The sequence below is a fragment of the Ruegeria sp. N10 genome (genome assembly GCF_056531545.1).
The window spans coordinates 376,977-394,414 of sequence record NZ_JBQFLY010000002.1 but is presented as its reverse complement, the minus strand read 5'-3'; the positions used below and the strand labels follow the sequence as shown (position 1 = coordinate 394,414).

General features: G+C 59.7%; 18 protein-coding genes. 11 read left to right on the top strand and 7 right to left on the bottom strand.

Features of this window, described 5'->3' with window-relative positions:
* Positions 1-38 precede the first annotated feature (38 nt).
* Positions 39-539, top strand: a complete 501-nt coding sequence (locus tag ACR0JI_RS05260; RefSeq protein ID WP_480493624.1) for an Lrp/AsnC family transcriptional regulator — start codon at positions 39-41, stop codon at positions 537-539.
* Between the two features lie 119 nt (positions 540-658).
* Here ACR0JI_RS05260 and ACR0JI_RS05255 read toward each other — a convergent pair whose 3' ends face one another.
* The 5 genes from ACR0JI_RS05255 to lgt form a co-directional block, all read right to left on the bottom strand.
* Positions 659-1,441: a Hint domain-containing protein gene (locus tag ACR0JI_RS05255; RefSeq protein WP_480493625.1), complete on the bottom strand. Its 783-nt coding sequence runs from the start codon at positions 1,439-1,441 to the stop codon at positions 659-661.
* Between the two features lie 330 nt (positions 1,442-1,771).
* Positions 1,772-1,900, bottom strand: coding sequence for a hypothetical protein (locus ACR0JI_RS05250; RefSeq protein ID WP_267362961.1), 129 nt, complete (start codon positions 1,898-1,900; stop codon positions 1,772-1,774).
* 269 nt (positions 1,901-2,169) lie between these two features.
* Positions 2,170-2,928 (bottom strand): peptidoglycan editing factor PgeF, encoded by a 759-nt coding sequence (pgeF, locus tag ACR0JI_RS05245; protein ID WP_267362960.1) that lies wholly within the window; start codon positions 2,926-2,928, stop codon positions 2,170-2,172.
* The gene (locus ACR0JI_RS05240; RefSeq protein ID WP_480493627.1) at positions 2,925-3,992 is read right to left on the bottom strand and encodes a class I SAM-dependent methyltransferase; all 1,068 of its coding nucleotides are present in this window, start codon (positions 3,990-3,992) and stop codon (positions 2,925-2,927) included. Before ACR0JI_RS05240 ends, pgeF begins: the two co-directional genes overlap by 4 nt.
* Positions 3,989-4,879 carry a prolipoprotein diacylglyceryl transferase gene (lgt, locus tag ACR0JI_RS05235; RefSeq protein ID WP_480493629.1) on the bottom strand — a complete coding sequence of 297 codons (891 nt, stop codon included), beginning with the start codon at positions 4,877-4,879 and terminating at the stop codon, positions 3,989-3,991. The genes ACR0JI_RS05240 and lgt overlap by 4 nt, the downstream gene beginning before the upstream one ends.
* Positions 4,880-4,976: 97 nt before the next feature.
* Between lgt and ACR0JI_RS05230 the strand changes: the two genes are divergently transcribed.
* The 5 genes from ACR0JI_RS05230 (at position 4,977) to ACR0JI_RS05210 (ending at position 8,183) form a co-directional block, all read left to right on the top strand.
* The gene (locus ACR0JI_RS05230; protein ID WP_480487580.1) at positions 4,977-5,225 is read left to right on the top strand and encodes an accessory factor UbiK family protein; all 249 of its coding nucleotides are present in this window, start codon (positions 4,977-4,979) and stop codon (positions 5,223-5,225) included.
* Positions 5,226-5,546: 321 nt separating this feature from the next.
* A complete protein-coding gene (locus tag ACR0JI_RS05225; protein ID WP_209598027.1) occupies positions 5,547-6,047 on the top strand; it encodes a type III secretion system chaperone family protein in 501 nt (166 codons plus the stop codon).
* A 39-nt stretch (positions 6,048-6,086) separates the two neighbouring features.
* A complete protein-coding gene (gene proC, locus ACR0JI_RS05220) occupies positions 6,087-6,902 on the top strand; it encodes a pyrroline-5-carboxylate reductase (RefSeq protein WP_480493631.1) in 816 nt (271 codons plus the stop codon).
* Positions 6,895-7,233 carry a tRNA-binding protein gene (locus tag ACR0JI_RS05215; protein WP_267362951.1) on the top strand — a complete coding sequence of 113 codons (339 nt, stop codon included), beginning with the start codon at positions 6,895-6,897 and terminating at the stop codon, positions 7,231-7,233. Before proC ends, ACR0JI_RS05215 begins: the two co-directional genes overlap by 8 nt.
* The gene (locus ACR0JI_RS05210) at positions 7,233-8,183 is read left to right on the top strand and encodes a 2-hydroxyacid dehydrogenase (protein ID WP_480493632.1); all 951 of its coding nucleotides are present in this window, start codon (positions 7,233-7,235) and stop codon (positions 8,181-8,183) included. The genes ACR0JI_RS05215 and ACR0JI_RS05210 overlap by 1 nt, the downstream gene beginning before the upstream one ends.
* Here ACR0JI_RS05210 and ACR0JI_RS05205 read toward each other — a convergent pair.
* Positions 8,180-8,758, bottom strand: a complete 579-nt coding sequence (locus tag ACR0JI_RS05205; RefSeq protein WP_480475503.1) for a thymidine kinase — start codon at positions 8,756-8,758, stop codon at positions 8,180-8,182. The two genes, ACR0JI_RS05210 and ACR0JI_RS05205, sit on opposite strands and share 4 nt — an antisense overlap.
* 355 nt (positions 8,759-9,113) lie before the next feature.
* Here ACR0JI_RS05205 and ACR0JI_RS05200 point away from each other — a divergent pair, with 355 nt between their 5' ends.
* Both ACR0JI_RS05200 and ACR0JI_RS05195 read left to right on the top strand, forming a co-directional pair.
* A complete protein-coding gene (locus tag ACR0JI_RS05200; RefSeq protein WP_480475505.1) occupies positions 9,114-9,575 on the top strand; it encodes a hypothetical protein in 462 nt (153 codons plus the stop codon).
* A 159-nt stretch (positions 9,576-9,734) separates the two neighbouring features.
* The gene (locus ACR0JI_RS05195; protein ID WP_480493633.1) at positions 9,735-11,537 is read left to right on the top strand and encodes a hypothetical protein; all 1,803 of its coding nucleotides are present in this window, start codon (positions 9,735-9,737) and stop codon (positions 11,535-11,537) included.
* A 26-nt stretch (positions 11,538-11,563) separates the two neighbouring features.
* Here ACR0JI_RS05195 and ACR0JI_RS05190 read toward each other — a convergent pair whose 3' ends face one another.
* The gene (locus ACR0JI_RS05190; RefSeq protein WP_480493634.1) at positions 11,564-12,688 is read right to left on the bottom strand and encodes a beta-ketoacyl-ACP synthase III; all 1,125 of its coding nucleotides are present in this window, start codon (positions 12,686-12,688) and stop codon (positions 11,564-11,566) included.
* Positions 12,689-12,848: 160 nt separating this feature from the next.
* Between ACR0JI_RS05190 and ACR0JI_RS05185 the strand changes: the two genes are divergently transcribed.
* Genes ACR0JI_RS05185 through ACR0JI_RS05175 form a run of 3 tightly spaced genes read left to right on the top strand, consistent with a single transcriptional unit; the run spans position 12,849 to position 17,409 of the window.
* Positions 12,849-13,316: a MarR family winged helix-turn-helix transcriptional regulator gene (locus tag ACR0JI_RS05185; protein ID WP_480493635.1), complete on the top strand. Its 468-nt coding sequence runs from the start codon at positions 12,849-12,851 to the stop codon at positions 13,314-13,316.
* A complete protein-coding gene (locus ACR0JI_RS05180) occupies positions 13,313-14,350 on the top strand; it encodes an efflux RND transporter periplasmic adaptor subunit (protein WP_480493636.1) in 1,038 nt (345 codons plus the stop codon). Before ACR0JI_RS05185 ends, ACR0JI_RS05180 begins: the two co-directional genes overlap by 4 nt.
* Positions 14,351-14,361: 11 nt before the next feature.
* A complete protein-coding gene (locus ACR0JI_RS05175; protein ID WP_480493637.1) occupies positions 14,362-17,409 on the top strand; it encodes an efflux RND transporter permease subunit in 3,048 nt (1,015 codons plus the stop codon).
* The last annotated feature ends 29 nt before the right edge of the window (positions 17,410-17,438 follow it).

Genomic DNA, 17,438 nt, shown 5'->3' with positions numbered 1-17,438 from the left:
GGTGCTGATATAAGAACCGAAAAAATCAGGAGCATTTGATGGTCACGACTCGGCTGGATGATATTGATCGCAAGATTCTGGCGGAACTGCAGGCGGACGGTCGTATGACCAATGTCGAGCTGGCAAAACGGGTCGGAATCTCGGCCCCGCCCTGTTTGCGCCGGGTGCGCACACTCGAAGAATCCGGCTTCATCACCGGCTATCACGCCGAGGTCAACTCACGCGAGTTGGGGTTCGAGGTTCAGGTATTTGCCATGGTCGGTCTGGACAGCCAGGCCGAAGTCGAACTGCGCGCGTTCGAAGGCCGCTGCCGCGAATGGCCATTGGTCCGCGAATGCCACATGCTGAACGGCGAAGTGGATTTCATCCTGAAATGCGTCGCACCTGACCTGAGCAGCTTTCAGCAGTTTCTGACGGGCGAGTTGCTGACCACGCCAAACGTGGCCAGCGTCAAGACATCGCTCGTTATTCGCGGCGCAAAAGACGAGCCAGGCGTACCGTTCGACGTTCTGGAAGAACGTATGAACCGGATGGCGTAACGCCAACACGTTTTGGTTGCGCGGTGATTGGTGGCAACAGTGCTGCCACCGCAAGGGATAGAACCCAACTTATTACCAGCTGCATGATGCCCCCCATAATGCAGTAATCACAATCATGCTCAGGCCGTCATCGCGTCGATCTCACCATCTCCGGCGCGCGGCATCAGCAGCGGGCCAAAATCGTTCAGCGACTCGATATGCGCGAACAGGTTCAGATAGATCGACCGAAGCGAGTGGCTGATCATGCGAACCGCGTTCACACCTGGATGATATGTTTCGAACTGTAATCCATCTACGCGAATAACGGAATGGCGTTTTAAACAAATGTGAAACAGTTCAACGGGGGTAGGCGGCATTGTTTCAATAACACCCATCCCGTCCTGAAATTCTGACACGGGTGTAAGAATCGACTGCCCTCCATGCAGGTGCCGCAAATGCGCAGGTGTTCCCACGATTCGCGCCGCCGGGCCGGCAATGACACCCGACATTGGCTTCTGCATCCCGAACGTATCCGCCATGATCCGCGTCAAGGGTCGCGTCCGGCCACGTGAATCCGCGCGTCCGGGGATCAACGTGACAGATCCCTTCCACAACACGGTTTCCGATGCGCCATCCTGCGTCAGGACCGTATCCCCCGGCATCAGATCCTCGATTGCCATCGGTCCATGTTCCGTTTCTACCAAAGATCCACGTGTGAAGGCGCAAAACGCGTCTTCAAACATCGGCAGGGCAGGTGCGATGTGGCGGGTCTGAACCACATCTCCGTTCTTCAACAGGCTGCTGACCTCATAGCGGCGCAGCTGGGCTTTTGGCTTGGAAACCGGCCGCGGCGCGTCCCGCAGCATAACAGACGTTTCGATAGCATTTCTGGCCGCGCGGGCCAGTGAATTAGGAATAGTCATTAATATTCCGTCCCCTCAAAATGTTCGGTCAGGCGCGGCGTACCCCCGTACAGACGCGCCCGGCGAACTGGTTCTTTGCCTTGAAACAAATGGGTGACCCTCGGGCGGCAACCGGTACGGTCCCGCGACGCGACTAAATCTCGCTTTCCAATGGTCAACACATTGACCCCCCAGACAAACTCGTACTTCACGGGCGAAATTGCCCGCACACACACAACTCCTAAAAAGTCACGAACCCCTCGCTCGTGACGCGCGATACATCAGGCCGGAGCGAACCTGATACGCGTTGACCCAAATAAGACCGGCAGCTTGGTCTCTGGGTTTTCTGTCTCAGCGTCGTGCCGCGATGCGACTGGCGACCCTGACAGAATTGCTTGTTACCCGCTTCCACGGCATTTCCAGGTTCTGGTCCCGAGTGGCCTCGACCATGGCTTTCAGAAAGCGTGATTTGGTCTTCATTTTTTGGTCCTGCTCTGAACGGGGTGTATTCCCCACATCCTCTGTGAACCTTTTGTGACGCGGGTTTGCGGCAGGGATAAGGCTTATCCGGGATGATTTGCGGACAGAAAAATGAAGTCAGACGGACCTCCCACTCAACACGCCAGCGCCCGATTTTCGAACGTCAGATACCGATCTGATTACTGGCAAAAACTCGTTACGATTCTGATGCCCAATCAACACAACAAATGTGGCGGAAAAGTGGCAGGGCACCTAAATCTGGACGAAGATCACAATCTTATGACGGAAATCAATCGCCCGTAATCGACCTCGTTCGCGTGCGTTGACCGGCGATAGGAATAGAACCTGTCAGGGTCGGAATATGTGCAGTGCCGGGTCCACTCGGCCTGTCCGATTCCTGCCTGCCGCAGCCGGTGCAACCCGAAGGCGGGCAGATCAAATTGCAGGCGGTCACTTTCACCATTGGCAAAAAAGCGGCTGTTGTCCGGCGAATCCGCCAGGAACGCGTCCAGAAACTCTGGCCCCACCTCGTAAGCGCGCTGGGAAATACTGGGTCCGATCACGGCGCAGATATTGCTGCGGTCGGCTCCCAGCGCCTCCATCGCGTCCAGCGTCGCTTCCAGAACACCGTCCAGCGCGCCGCGCCACCCGGCATGGGCCGCACCGATCACATGCGCGTCGGGATCGGCGAACAGAACCGGCTGGCAATCGGCCGTCAGGATCGTCAGGGCCAGACCGGGTGTTGCTGTGACAATGGCGTCCGCTTTGGGTTTTTCACCGTCAACCGGGGCTTGGACTGTCAGAACCGTTGGGGAATGAACCTGATGCACCGCGACCATTGCCTCGGGGTCCACCTCCATCGCGTCGGCCACCCGCCGCCGGTTCAGCGCGACAATCTCGGTTTGATCCGAGGACCCCTGACCGCAGTTCAACCCGCTGAAAATTCCTGAAGACGCGCCGCCGCGACGGGTAAAGAACCCATGGCGAAATGGCGACAGCAGATCCGAGGTCAGAATTTCCAGCGTCATGGTTCCAATCCTGGTGGTGGGGCTGCATAGGCCGGGAAAAGGCCCATCACCTTGAACAGATTTCCCATTTCATCAGGATGCGTCAACCGCCGATGCGCGGCAATCAGCGCATCCAGCTCGGAACCGCTCAGTGCCTTGGACAGGGCTTGCGCGCGGGCGGTGATCCCCAGCCGTTCGAGGAAGACGCCCTGCGGTGTCAAGCGCGTATGCCTGCACCCACAGGCGCGGGTCGCAACGGCCAAAGGCTCAAAATCCACATGCGCGGTCAAATCGGCCTGACCGGGCGATGCCAGAGGATCGGAATGTTCGTGGTTTTGCAGAGCCTGCAAGGTATCGCCCAGCGAATGCCAGTCGCCATAATCCACAATCAATGCCGCGCCGCCATGGCTGGCGACCCGCCCTGCGATCACGGTCAAAACGGGAATCGCAGCAGCACACAGTTCGACCAGATCACCGTCCTTTGTGTCCGACAGCCTGTCATTCAACGCCACCTGCGGCCCGATCGCGCCCAGTCCGAACGTCAACCCGCCGTCACGCTCACCCACCAGACGCTCGCGCCAGCCCGTACCGTCACGCTGAAACTGGCGGATGGGCAGGGCATCAAAGAATTCGTTGGCCATCAGCAACAGCGGCTGGTCGGGCAGTTCGGCGATCGTTGCAATCCAGACCGCCTCGTAATCCTTCAGCGTTGCCGCCTGCACCTGTTTCAATACAGGCGATGCTTCAACCAGTACAACCTGCGCTGCCTCGTGAAATCCGGGTACTGACCGTGTGGCGCGCAGAATATCGGCCATCAGGGTACCACGCCCCGGCCCCAGCTCACACAGGGTAAACGGTGCGGGCCGTCCCTGATCCATCCAGCTCTGCGCCAGAGACAGCCCGACCAGCTCTCCGAACATCTGACTGATTTCCGGCGCTGTGGTGAAATCCCCCGCAGCCCCCAGCGGATCACGGGTCGTGTAATAGCCCAGCGTCGGATGCAGCAGGCATTCACCCATGAAATCTGCCACGCTCATCGGTCCATCCTGCCGGATGCGGGCGACCAGATGATCGGTCAGGCTCATGCCGCCCGCCGCCGCGCACGCAGGGCAAACCACAATCCAAGCGCGATCATCGGCAGCGACAGGAACTGCCCCATGGTCAGCCCGTACCCGCCCACATGCCAGGCCAGCCCCAGCGGATTGCCGGGCGATACGAATTGTGCGTCCGGCTGGCGAAAGAACTCGACGATAAAGCGCGACGCGCCGTAGCCCGCAAGGAACGTCCCCATGACAAGGCCCGGTGTGCGAAAACCGCCGCGCCGATAGACCAGCCACAGCAATACCGCCCCCAGCAACACCCCCTCCAGCGCGGCCTCATACAGCTGCGACGGGTGCCGGGCGCACATGCCTGCGACCACGCCGGGGCAATCCTGCGCAGCATATCCAGGAAAGATGACCGCCCAGGGCAGCTCACTCGGGCGGCCCCACAGCTCGGCATTGACGAAATTGGCCAGCCGCCCCAGCAGCAATCCGGGCGGAACGGTGTAGGCGACCAGATCCCCCAGCGACAGGGCGGGGATACGGTGCTGTCGTGCAAACAGGTACGACGCAAGGATCACGCCCAGCAATCCGCCATGAAAGGCCATGCCGCCTTGCCAGACCTTCACGATCTCCAGCGGGTGGGACAGGTAATAAGCCGGTTGATAGAACAGCACAAAGCCCAGCCGCCCGCCCAGAATCACACCCAGAATGATCCAGGTAACCAGATCCTCCAGCTGTTCGGGCTTCATCGGCGGGCCATCCGCAGGCCAGAGTGCCGGGCGGCGCAACGCCACAACAGCCAGCCGCCACGCGATCAGGATGCCCGCGATATAGGCCAGCGCATACCACCTTAACGCGAACTCCATCCCGAACAGCGGGATCGAGAACAGTTCGGGCGACAGATCGGGGAAATTCAGAACAGCCTGCATGTGCGTCTCATTGCCCGGGGTTTGCAGGTCAAGTCAACCTTGAGCCCGCGCCATTCTTTGCCCATATACAGGTAAACCGCGAGATCGGAGAACAGATATGCAGACCCGCAACAAAATCCTGGATGACGTGTCCCAGCTGATGACCAACGCCATGGGCGTGGCGCAGGGCGCGCGGGAAGAGGCTGAAAACGCGATGAAGTCGATGATCGACCGCTGGCTGGCCGACCGCGATTTCGTCACCCGTGAAGAATTTGACGCCGTGCGCGCCATGGCTCAGAAGGCGCGCGAAGAAAACGTGGCACTCGAAGCCCGCATCGCCGCGCTCGAGGCGAAACTGGACAAATAACGCCCCGGCGTTCCCTGTTTCCACAATTTTCGGACAAAGCATTCCGCCGCGCAATCCAGCCCGGATTGTGCGGTGCTGTGTATTCTGACGTGTCGCAGAATTTATTCAAGATAAAGCTGACTCTGGCGCCAATATTTTGATCGCCGTTGCCTTCTGTCCACAACTTATTGCTGTTATCCCCAATAATTAGGGTTGCCAGAACTTACGCCACATCGCACCATATTTAGTACAGGCCCATGGGGGAAGCCCGGTTTGTAGAGCAGGCAACTAGCGCTGGGGCGCTGCCAGCCCCGAAATGCTAGAGATTAGTGAGGTGGCATTATGGCCCTTTCCGAGCAGTATCTCGAAGAAGACATTCATCCGATCGACATTGTTGAGCATCTGGCCGAACATCACGACTGGGATTTTGATCGCATTGGGGACGATCAGATTGCCATGGCCGTTGAAGGGCAGTGGCGCACCTACTCGATCACGCTGGCCTGGTCCAACTATGACGAAACGCTGCGCATGGTGTGCAGCTTCGAAATGGAACCACCGGCCGAGCGTGAAATGCAGCTCTATGAGCTGCTCAACAAGATGAACGACCAGTGCTGGGCAGGCGCGTTTACCTATTGGGCAAACCAGAAGCTGATGGTCTATCGCTATGGTCTGGTCCTTGCAGGCGGGCAAACGGCCAGCGCTGACCAGATCGACACGATGATCAATGCCGCCGTCATGAGCGCCGAGCGGTACTACCCCGCGATCCAATTGGTGACCTGGGGCAACAGAGGGCCAGAAGAAGCCATGCAAGTGGCCATTGCAGAGGCCTACGGCCGCGCGTAAACCTTTGCCCCGAACCGATATGTAAAGCGGGAGGGGCAAATGGACATGACGCGAGTGGCTGAACAGGGGCTTGTGCTTCTGGGGTGCGGAAAGATGGGGTCCGCAATGCTGGCGGGATGGCTGGAACACGGCCTTCCGCCAGCTTCCGTTTGGGTCATCGATCCCTGCCCGTCAGATTGGCTGAAGGCGCAGGGCGTCAATATCAACGCACCGTTGCCCGAATCCCCCGCCGTGGTGCTGGTTGCGGTCAAACCGCAGATGATGGGCGAAGCCCTGCCTGCCATTCAGGCGCTGGGCGGTGGGTCCAGCCTGTTCATTTCCGTTGCGGCTGGCACCTCGATTGCCACCTTCGAATCCGTTCTGGGCCAAGACACCCCGATCATTCGCGCCATGCCCAACACACCCGCTGCTATCCGTCAGGGCGTCACGGCACTGATCGGCAACGCACACGCCTCCGAAACCGATATGGAACAGGCCGAAAACCTGCTGGCGGCAGTGGGCCAGACCGTTCGCCTAGAGGATGAGGCACAGATGGACGCCGTCACCGGGCTCAGCGGGTCCGGCCCGGCCTATGTGTTCCATCTGATCGAAACCCTGGCCGCAGCGGGCGAGGCGCATGGCCTGCCTGCCGAGCTTGCGATGAAACTGGCCAAGTCCACAGTGGCCGGTGCTGGGGCACTGGCCATGGCGTCCGACGAAGACCCCGCGCAGCTGCGCATCAACGTGACCTCTCCGAACGGTACCACACAAGCCGCGCTTGAGGTGCTGATGCATCAGGAAACCGGCTTTCCCGACCTGCTGCATCGTGCCGTCAAGGCTGCAACCGACCGATCCAAGGAGCTCTCGCGTGAGTGAAATTTCGTTCGACGACTTCCTCAAGGTCGATATTCGCGTGGGCGAGGTGATCCGCGCCGAACCCTATCCCGAGGCCCGCAAACCCGCGATCAAGATGTGGATCGACTTTGGCGACGAGATTGGCGAGCGCAAGACTTCGGCCCAGATCACCGCGCATTACGATCCGGCCACTCTGGTCGGCAAACAGGTCATGGCTGTCGTCAACTTCCCTCCGCGCCAGATCGGCAAGTTCATGTCCGAGGTTCTGGTGCTGGGTCTGCCCGATGACAGCGGCGAGATCGTTTTGATCGGCCCCGACGGCAAGGTTCCAACCGGCGGGCGGATGCACTGATGAAACTGCTGATCACGCGCCCGATGACTCCGGCGGTCGAATCGCGCGCCCGCGCCGATTTCGATGTGACCATCCGGGAAAACACCCTGCCCATGTCACGGCAGGAGATGCTGGCCGCTCTGGCCGACTATGACGTGGTCGTGCCGACACTGGGCGATCAGTTCTCGGCTCAGGTCTTTGCGGATGCAGGTCAGCCGCGCTGCAAGCTGCTGGCCAATTTCGGTGTTGGCTTCAACCATATCGACGTGGATGCCGCACGTGCGGCCGGGGTTGACGTGACCAACACCCCCGGTGCGGTGACCGATGCCACGGCTGATATCGCCATGACCCTGCTGCTGACCACAGCCCGGCGCGCCGGTGAGGGTGAGCGGCTGGTGCGGTCGGGTCAGTGGCAGGGCTGGCACCCGACGCAGATGCTGGGCCATCATGTGACCGGCAAGCGCGTGGGCATCGTCGGTATGGGCCGCATCGGGCAGGCCATCGCGCGCCGCTGTCATTTCGGGTTTGCAATGCAGGTGGCCTATCAGTCCCGCAATGCAAAAGATCTGGATTTCCCGGCGGAATTCACACCTGACCTTGAAACACTCGCCGCCTCGGTCGATTTTCTTGTGCTTGCCGTTCCCGGTGGTGCGGAAACCCGCCACCTGATCAATGCGCAGGTTCTTGAGGCGATGAACCCCTCGGCCATTCTGGTCAACATCGCCCGTGGCGAGGTGGTGGACGAGGCCGCGCTGATCACGGCGCTGCAAACCGGTCAGATAGCGGGGGCGGGGCTGGACGTCTACGAATTTGAACCCAAAGTGCCGCAATCCCTGTGCGATATGGAAAACGTCACCCTGCTGCCCCATCTGGGTACAGCCACCGAAGAGGTGCGCAGCAGCATGGGTCACATGGCGCTGGATAACGTGGCGGCCTTTGTCGCGGGCAGGGCGCTGCCCAACCCGGTCTAGTCGCCCACCGCCTCACGCCAGTGTTTACGGCAGAGCGAGACATAGGTCTCGTTCCCGCCAATCTGCACCTGCGCCCCTTCGGTGATGGCCTTGCCGGTTTCATCCCGCCGAATCACCATCGTGGCCTTGCGGCCGCATTCACAGATCGTGCGCACCTCGCGCATTTCGTCGGCAAGGGCCAGCAGGGCGGCGGAACCGGGGAACAGTTTGCCCTGAAAATCCACCCGCAGCCCATAAGCCAGCACCGGCACATCCAGATCGTCCACCGCACGGGCCAGTTGCCAGACCTGCGCCTCGGACAGGAATTGTGCCTCGTCGATGAAAACGCAGGCCACGGAACCTTTGTCCAGCCGGGATCGGATCATGGCGAAGACATCATCTTCGGGTGTGAACGTGTCAGCCTGCTCCGATATGCCGATGCGCGATGCAATCCGCCCCGCACCCGCCCGCCCGTCAAGGGCGGCGGTCATCAGATAGGTCTGCATCCCGCGCTCGCGATAGTTGTGCGACGCCTGTAGCAACACGGTCGACTTGCCCGCGTTCATGGTGGAATAGTTGAAATACAGCTTTGCCATGGCGTGGGTCTAAAACGCCCGACGAAAAGGAACAAGAGAGCAATCGGTCGTAAGAAGCGACGTCGCCGTTGCGTGTGCAGAGGCCGAGCTGGGCTCGTAGGGGATGGAACCCCCGCGTCTGCAACAGCGACGCCGTCGGCCAACATGTGGCCAAAACAAAGCAAGGCCCAACAATACCGCCCTGCAATCACTCTTTACCGGCTTGAACTGCCGCCACTCACTCACAAAATCCCCCGCTTATCTGAGGGATAGTCAATGTATGACATTTCAATTATGACTCAGGTATGGGAAATTTCCCGACGCTTTCCCCGGTTTGGACACCGGGCGGGCGTTTGCAGGTAATAAAGGTAAATCAATGGCAGATATCGGGGCCTATCTGAAGAAACACACAGAAGCGCTGGTCAAAGATGTCGGAATAGAAGCTGCTTGTGAAATCACCGGAAAATCCAAGGCGACCCTGGGCCGGTATTATTCGGACAATGCCGAACACGCGGACAGGTTCATGCCCGTGGATGCGGTGGCTCGGCTTGAAAACGCAGCAACTTATCCGCATGTGACATCCGCGCTGGCGGATCTGAAAAACATCACCTTGTCCTACAGCGAACGCAACACCGAGGATCCTCGCACAGGCGGGGTGAATTCGGATGTCATCGCGCTCAGCCAGCGGTTTGCAATGCTGATGACTGAATATCAATCCGCAATCGAAGATGGCATCATCACGGTGAACGAAGCCAAAAGGCTGCTGAAAGAAACCAGTTTGCTTCAGCAGGTCCTGATTGAAATGAAACTGCACCTGGAAGAAGAAAGCGTCAGCTAGGCTTGACTGCGGTCCGTAACCGGCCAAATTCCGCCTGCCCGGATTGCAGCAGATGTCGTGCGCTTTGTGGAATGATCACCAACCGGACCCTGTGCCTCAATTCAGTCACGTCTTTCCGATAAGCTGCGGCGCAGGCAAGATCGTCAAGGGCAGTAAACCATGCAGAAAATGCAGGGAAATTACAGCGTTCTCGCAGACCGTATGGTTTGGCGGTCGTTCCTGTTTGTCTATACGCTTTTTCTGGCCACGGTGCTGTTTGGTGCTTATCAGGAAGGCCCCGATGACGCGATGCGCTGGGTCATGGTGCAGGACCTGCTGGCGGGGCAGGGCTGGTTTGACGCCTATCAGCATCGGCTGGGGCCGGGTGACGGCACGCTGATGCACTGGTCCCGGCTTGTCGATGCGCCGATTGCCGGGCTCTACACGCTGTCCGCGATGGTCGTGCCACCCGACAGCGCCTTGCAAGTGACCGCGTTTGTCTGGCCGGTGCTGCTGGCGGGGCTGACCCTGTGGGCCTTTGCTGTCACCGGTGGAGCTTTGGGCGGGCGCAATGGCGCAGTTTCGGCACTGGTGGTCGGTGTGCTGACGCTCGAACATTATCGGAAGTTCGACTATTTCTCGTTTGACCACCACAATGTTCAGATTCTGCTGTTTGCAGCGGCCCTCATGTTCTTTGTCCTGCGCAAGGCCAAACCCTCTGCTGCGGGGTGGCTGGGTGCCTGCCTCGCCCTTTCGGTGTCCATCGGAACCGAATCAATCGTGCAGGTCGCGATTATCGCGGTGTTCCTTACGATTGACTGGATTGTGACCGGCACAGCCGCCCGCCGCAACACCATGGTGTTTGGAGCCGGGCTGGCGCTGACCCTGTTGCTGGCCAGCGTTGCAACAACGGGACGTCAGGGCTTTCTGTTTCCAAGTTGCGATGCCCTGACGATCAGTGTGGCCCTGCCGGCCGGGATCGCGGCCCTGTGCCTGTGTGCAGCAGCCTGGGTCGGGTCGGGCTGGTCCTATTGGGGGCGTATCGGCGCGTGTCTTGTGATAGGCGCTGTAACACTTGGCTGCGCTTACGCATTTGCACCCCACTGCCTTGAAAACCCGATTGCGGATCTGCCTCAGGACATGCGCGACTTCTGGCTCAGCCAGGTCGCTGAAGCACAGAATATCACCGTCGTTCTGGAACGGCATCTGGGCGAGGCTGCGGCCCTGATCGCCATGTCTGTCATCACGGCGGTGGCGGCCTTGATCTTTGCCCGCCAGTCACAAGACAAAATGGATTACCTCCTGTTTCTGGCGCTGATTGTGACCGGGTTTTCCATGTTTCTGTACCAGTCCCGGATGATGACGTTTCTGGGCGTGTCCCTTGTGGCTGTTCAGGCTCAGGTGCTGCGGGCCCTTTACGTCAGTTACAGAACCCATGGCCGCACGCTCTCCGGCTTGGCTATGATAGGCTTTATCGTCTGCGTCTCGCCAAAGATCGGCATCAGCGTGGAAAAACAGCTGGAACGGTTTGCGCGCCCATCCCTTGCGGCACCCGTCGTCGAGGTTGTGCAGGATTCGCAAAACATCGGCGCCCCCTGCAAAGCGCCCGAGGCCTACGCGGCCCTGCAAGACCTGCCAGCCGGAATGGTTCTGGTCGATTTTGATTATGCGGCAGAGGTGCTGCGCTATACCGATCATTCGGTTCTGGCGGGCAATTATCACCGCAACCGGGCCGGAATTCAGGCGCAGATTGCGGTTTTGCGTATGGATGCGTCCCAGGCCGGTCCGCGTCTTGCCGCGCTGGGTGTAAGCTATGTGCTGCTTTGCACCGCCGCGCCCCGTGCCGAATTCTGGGATTGGGCATCTCAGGGGCGCGGGCTGCAATCCCAGCTAGCCAAGGGTGAAACCCCCGCCTATCTCAGCCGGATTGATGGTGGGGAAGGGGCCGCGTTTCAGGTTTTTCAGCTCGCGGCCGATCTCTAGGCCGTCAGCGCTTTGCGGAATGCCGATCAGGCGTGACGCTTCACGATCACCGATCCAACCGAATACCCGGCCCCAAAAGAACAGATCAGGCCCAGATCGCCCTCTTGCAGATCGTCAGAGTATTTCGAAAACGCAATGATCGACCCAGCGGATGAGGTGTTCGCATAATCCTGAAGGATATTGGGTTGCTCGCCCGCTTCGGGTTCGCGGCCCAGAACCTTCTTGCCGATGAAGTCGTTCATCGTCTTGTTGGCCTGATGCAGCCACAGGCGTTTGAGGTCGGTATTGCTGACCCCTTCGGCCTCCATATGGTCGCTGATATGCTTGCTGACCATCGGCAACACTTCCTTGAACACCTTCCGGCCGTTCTGCATGAACTGCATGTCGCGGCGGTCAATCACACCATCGGGGCGCGACCGGCGCAGGAAACCGTTGTTGTTTCGGATATTGTTGGAAAAGGCGGTGGCACAGCGGGTCGACAGGATTTCGAAATGCGGGCCTTTTGCGTCTTCGATCCGCTCGATCAGCGTTGCCGTTGCCACATCGCCAAAGATAAAGTGACAATCCCGGTCGCGCCATTCCAGATGGCCCGAGCAGATTTCAGGGTTCACCACCAACGCCGCGCGCACCGAACCGGACCGCACCATATCCGCCGCCGCCTGAATGCCGAACGTGGCCGAAGAACAGGCGACATTCATGTCAAAGCCGAACCCGTCGATACCCAGTTCCTGCTGAATCTCGATTGCAATCGCCGGATAGGCGCGCTCGTGGTTCGAGGCCGCACAGATCACCAGATCGACATCCGCCGCCGTGCGCCCCGCCTGCGCCAGCGCCTTCTTGCAGGCATCCACTGCCATCTCGGTCATGATCCCGGGCTCGTCATCGTTGCGCTGGCGCAGCGTCGGGTGCATCACGTCCGGGTTCAGCACCCCGGCCTTGTCCATCACGTAGCGGTTCTGAATGCCCGACGCCTTGACGATGAACTCTTCCGAGGAATGCTGCATCGCCTCCATCTGCCCGGCTGCGATGGCCTCGGCATTCTTCGCGTTCTGCTTGTCGGCATAGGCGTTGAACGCTTCAACAAGCTCCGCGTTGGTGATGACGTTTTCCGGGGTGAAGACACCGGTACCGGTGATGGCGGGGGTATACATGGCGGGTCCTGAATGTTTCGGATTCGCCCAAAATGCAGTCATGGCGTGATTTGATCAAGATATGTTGACCTAAGGGAATTCGTTCCGGGGCGCAGTTTCATATCTTGAATAGTTCAGAAATTGAAGTATATCGCCCCGTAACCCGCGCGGAGACCCCCCAATGCCAGACGATATCAGCGCCAGACTGGGCCGCCTCAGCCCCGAGATTCAGGCGATCATGGGCGTCTATGCCCTGTACTGGAAACTGGAAGAGACCTTCGACTGTATCGAAACAGACCTGAACCACCCGGAATGCCACATGCTGATCAAACTGGATCAGCCCAAGCGCATGGGCGTTCTGGCCGCTGATATGTTAAGCGTCCCGTCAACGATCACCGCCACAGCCGATGCCCTTGAAAAAACGGGCTACCTGACACGGCGGCGTGACCCCGAAGACCGCCGGGCCTGGTTGCTGGTGCTGACAGAGCAGGGCGAAGAGGCCCGCAACATGCTGGTCGCCGCCGCCGGGGACCTGTTTCACAGGGCCTCGGGCCTAAACGAACAAGAAACTGCCGAATTCGCGCGACTGGCGCGCAAAATCCGCGACAACGTATTGAAAACGGGAATTCCCGAGGGATTGAAGAAATGAAACTCCTGACCTCTCTGGGCCTTGCACTGGCCATTCTGGCAACCCCGATTGCCGCTCAAGATACCCCGAAACCGGTGAAACTCATGCAGGTGCGCGAAACCGCGCCGGGTTTCACGCGGCAGTTCTTTGGCCGCGTCGCCGCGCGCCAGACCGTTGATCTTGCCTTTCAGGTTGCCGGCCAGATTGTCGAGATGCCCATCAACGAAGGCTTCATGATTCCCAAGGATGGTCTGATTGCCCGCCTGGATCAGGAACCGTTCGAGCTGCGCCTTGATCGGGCGCGGCTGCAAAAGGAACAGGCCGACCGCACCGTCGCCCGCCTGTCGCGCCTGCGCGGTACAACCGCCAGCCAGGTGGCCGTGGACGACGCCGAGACCGAGGCGCAGCTGGCCGCAATCGCCCTGCGCGACGCGGAATATGAACTGGAACACGCCACGTTGACCGCGCCGTTTGACGCGCTGGTCTCCAGCCGCTCGGTCGAGGCGTTTACGACTGTCTCGGCGGGCACCCCCATCGTCCGCATTCACGACATGTCGGAACTTCGCATCGTGGTCGATGTGCCCGAGATCCTGTTTCAACGCTCTGGCCAGAATGACGACTTCTTCATCACCGCGAAATTCCCGGTCAGTGACGAAGTCTTCCCGCTGGAAATCCGTGAATTCGACGCGGAAACCTCCAGCGTCGGTCAAACTTTCCGGATCCAGTTTGGCCTGACCCCGCCAAAGGGGCTGCAAATCTTTCCCGGTTCTTCCGTTACCGTCAACGTTCAGGTGCAGGACAACCGCACAGGCATCGTCGTCCCGGCGACCGCCGTAGTCGCTGACGCAAACGGCGCGCTGAACGTCGTGGTGTTTTCCCCGGTCGGGGCGGATGAGGGCACCGTGCGCCGCGTCCCAGTGACCATCGAGCCCACGCAAACCGGCGAAGTCCGGGTGCTGACGGGCCTGTCAGATGGGGATGAGGTCGTTGTGGCCGGGGGCGCTGTGCTGACGGATGGTCAGACGGTGCGCCGGTTCGCCGGTTTCGCGAACTGAGGGGCTGACAGATGAACATCGCCCGCGCCTCAATCGACCGGCCGCTTTACACATGGCTGGTCATTCTCATTGCTCTCATTGGGGGCATCTGGGGGTTCACATCGCTTGGCCGTCTGGAAGACCCGGCCTTTACAATCAAGAACGCGGTTGTCATCACGCAATACCCGGGCGCCACCGCCGAACAGGTGGCGCTGGAAGTATCGGAACCGCTGGAATCCGCCATACAGCAGATGGGCGAGGTGGACGTCATCACCTCGGTCAATCAACCCGGACGGTCCCTGATCGAGGTTGAGATCAAGTCGACATACGACGGCACCGAACTGCCTGCCATCTGGACCCGCCTCAGGGCCAAGGTGCGCGACGCCGCGCGCGGCCTGCCATCGGGCGTCGGCCAACCGTTTGTGAATGACGGGTTCGGCGACGTGTTCGGCCTGTTCTATGCGGTGACCGCCCAAGGGTTCTCGGACGCTGAAAAGCACGAACTGGCAACCTTCCTGCGGCGGGAACTGCTGACCGTTGACGGCGTTGCGGATGTCGAGGTTCAGGGCCTGCCGGACGAGGCGATCTTTGTCGAACCCGATCTGGCGATTTCGGTGAACCAGAATGTCCCGCTGCAAGCAATCAACCAGGCGATTGCCAATGCGGATTCGGTCAATTCCTCAGGGTCCTTGCGCTCTGATAACGACCGCACCACCATCCTGACGGCTGAAGGGTCGGACAGCGTGTCGGCCATTGCGGGCCTGTCTGTCGGTTCGCAAGGGCAGGTGATCAACCTCTTTGACATGTCCGATGTCTATCGCGCCCGTCAGAACGACCCCGACATTATCATCCGCTACAACGGGACCGAGGCTTTCACCTTGGGCATCGCGGGTCTGGCCACTGAAAACATTGTCGAGGTTGGCAAACGCGCTGACGCCAAATTCGCGGAGTTGAACACAAGCATTCCCTTCGGTGTCGAAATCCTGCCGATCTATCAGCAACAAGTGGTGGTCGAGCAGGCCTCGAACGACTTTCTCGTGAACCTTGCCATGTCAGTGGCCATCGTAGTCGCCGTGCTGGGCATCTTCATGGGCTGGCGCGCGGCCATTGTTGTCGGCTCGACCTTGCTGCTGACCGTGGTCGGCACGCTTCTGTTCATGTCGCTCTTTTCGATCGAGATGGAACGAATCTCATTGGGTGCCCTGATCATCGCCATGGGGATGCTGGTGGACAACGCCATCGTCGTGGCCGAAGGGATGCAGATATCTATGCTGCGCGGCCAGTCCTCGCGCGATGCGGCCGAGGATGTGGCGTCAAAAACCCAGATCCCGCTGCTGGGTGCGACCGTGATTGGCATCATGGCCTTTGCGGGCATTGGCCTCAGCCCTGACGCAACCGGAGAATTCCTGTTCTCTCTGTTCGCCGTGATCGGCATTTCACTGTTGCTCAGTTGGGTTTTGGCGATCACTGTCACACCGCTTTTGGGGCATTACTTCTTCAAACAGGGCAAAGCAGGCGAGATCGACGCTTATGGCGGCCTCCTGTTCCGCACCTATGGTGCGATCCTGCGCTTTGCGCTGCGCTTCCGCTGGCTGGTTGTTGCTGGTCTCGTCGGCGTAACCGTGGTGTGTTATGCCGGGTTTGGGCTGATGAAACAGCAGTTCTTCCCCAACTCCAACACGCCTTTGTTCTTTGTGCACTACAAACTGCCGCAGGGCACACCGATTGCACGAACCGCCGAAGACATGGCGGTGTTCGAAGAGTGGCTGGCAGCACGCGACGACGTCGTCTCGGTCACGACCTTCGTCGGCCAGGGGGCTACTCGTTTCATGCTGACTTATTCAGCCGAAAAGCCGAACCCCAGCTATGGGCACATGGTCATCCGCACAGCAAGCCTGGACGACATCCCGGCGCTGCAAGCGGATCTTGAGGCGTTTGGGTCCGTCCAGTTCCCCGAAGGTGAGTTCGGCACTAAGCGCCTGGTCTTTGGCCCCGGTGGCGGCGATCCGATTCAGGCCCGCTTCTCGGGCAGCGACCCGGTCGTGCTGCGCCAGTTTGCCGATGAGGCGGTGCAGCGCATGGCAGCAGCATCGCCGAACGCGCTGCTGGTTCATCACGACTGGCGCGAACAGGAACTGGCGCTGCAACCGATCTATGCAACAGAACGGGCGCAGACAGCAGGTGTCACGCGCGAAAATATCGCCGCCACTCTGCAATTCTCGACCGACGGCATCACGGGTGGTGTGTTCCGTGAGCGCGACCGCCTGATCCCGATTATCCTGCGCCGACCCGCGGACGGAGATTACTCGATTGTCGATCAGGTCGTGTACTCGGACCAGTCGGAAAAGTTTGTTCCAATTGAACAAATGGTGGATGGATTCGAGTACAAATCGCTCAATACGTTGGTTCACCGTCGTGATCGGGTTCTGACCATCACCGTCGGCGCCGACATCCCGCCCGACCTGACAGCGGCACAGGTCCACGCCGAAGTGCGCGACGCCATCGAGGCCATCGATCTGCCACCCGGCTACAAGATGGAATGGGGTGGAGAGTTCGAAAACTCGCGCAAAGCACAGGCAAGCCTGGGCAGACAATTGCCGCTGAGCCTGCTGATCATGGTGTTGATCTCGGTCCTGTTGTTCAACGCGATCCGCCAGCCGATCATCATCTGGCTGCTGGTGCCGATGTCCGTGAACGGCGTGGTGATCGGCCTGCTGGGAACAGGGCTGCCCTTCACCTTTACGGCACTTCTGGGCCTGCTCAGCCTGTCGGGTATGCTGATCAAGAACGGCATTGTTCTGGTTGAGGAAATCGATCTGGTCCGCGCCACCGGCAAGCCCCTGCGCGAGTCAATCATCGAAGCATCCGTGTCCCGTTTGCGGCCCGTCATGCTGGCGGCTGTCACGACCATTCTGGGCATGGCGCCGCTGCTGACGGATGCGTTCTTCGTCTCGATGGCAGTGACGATCATGGGCGGTCTGGCATTTGCCACTGTGCTGACAATGGTTGCAGCACCGGTGTTCTATCTGCTGTTCTTCGCCCGTGACGAACGAAAGAGAACGACGGAAATACCTACGTAAAGCATTGGAAATAAAGAAAAGCCCCAGAG

Bases quoted from the DNA above. Each gene is read 5' to 3' on its own strand.
- ACR0JI_RS05175 (WP_480493637.1), top strand. From the start codon at position 14,362: ATGAACATCGCCCGCGCCTCAATCGACCGGCCGCTTTACACATGGCTG.
- ACR0JI_RS05210 (WP_480493632.1), top strand. From the start codon at position 7,233: ATGAAACTGCTGATCACGCGCCCGATGACTCCGGCGGTCGAATCGCGC.
- ACR0JI_RS05255 (WP_480493625.1), bottom strand. From the start codon at position 1,441: ATGACTATTCCTAATTCACTGGCCCGCGCGGCCAGAAATGCTATCGAA.
- pgeF (WP_267362960.1), bottom strand. From the start codon at position 2,928: ATGACGCTGGAAATTCTGACCTCGGATCTGCTGTCGCCATTTCGCCAT.
- lgt (WP_480493629.1), bottom strand. From the start codon at position 4,879: ATGCAGGCTGTTCTGAATTTCCCCGATCTGTCGCCCGAACTGTTCTCG.
- ACR0JI_RS05180 (WP_480493636.1), top strand. From the start codon at position 13,313: ATGAAACTCCTGACCTCTCTGGGCCTTGCACTGGCCATTCTGGCAACC.
- ACR0JI_RS05190 (WP_480493634.1), bottom strand. From the start codon at position 12,688: ATGTATACCCCCGCCATCACCGGTACCGGTGTCTTCACCCCGGAAAAC.
- ACR0JI_RS05205 (WP_480475503.1), bottom strand. From the start codon at position 8,758: ATGGCAAAGCTGTATTTCAACTATTCCACCATGAACGCGGGCAAGTCG.
- ACR0JI_RS05195 (WP_480493633.1), top strand. From the start codon at position 9,735: ATGCAGAAAATGCAGGGAAATTACAGCGTTCTCGCAGACCGTATGGTT.
- ACR0JI_RS05250 (WP_267362961.1), bottom strand. From the start codon at position 1,900: ATGAAGACCAAATCACGCTTTCTGAAAGCCATGGTCGAGGCCACTCGG.
- ACR0JI_RS05230 (WP_480487580.1), top strand. From the start codon at position 4,977: ATGCAGACCCGCAACAAAATCCTGGATGACGTGTCCCAGCTGATGACC.
- ACR0JI_RS05185 (WP_480493635.1), top strand. From the start codon at position 12,849: ATGCCAGACGATATCAGCGCCAGACTGGGCCGCCTCAGCCCCGAGATT.
- proC (WP_480493631.1), top strand. From the start codon at position 6,087: ATGGACATGACGCGAGTGGCTGAACAGGGGCTTGTGCTTCTGGGGTGC.
- ACR0JI_RS05200 (WP_480475505.1), top strand. From the start codon at position 9,114: ATGGCAGATATCGGGGCCTATCTGAAGAAACACACAGAAGCGCTGGTC.
- ACR0JI_RS05225 (WP_209598027.1), top strand. From the start codon at position 5,547: ATGGCCCTTTCCGAGCAGTATCTCGAAGAAGACATTCATCCGATCGAC.
- ACR0JI_RS05260 (WP_480493624.1), top strand. From the start codon at position 39: ATGGTCACGACTCGGCTGGATGATATTGATCGCAAGATTCTGGCGGAA.
- ACR0JI_RS05240 (WP_480493627.1), bottom strand. From the start codon at position 3,992: ATGAGCCTGACCGATCATCTGGTCGCCCGCATCCGGCAGGATGGACCG.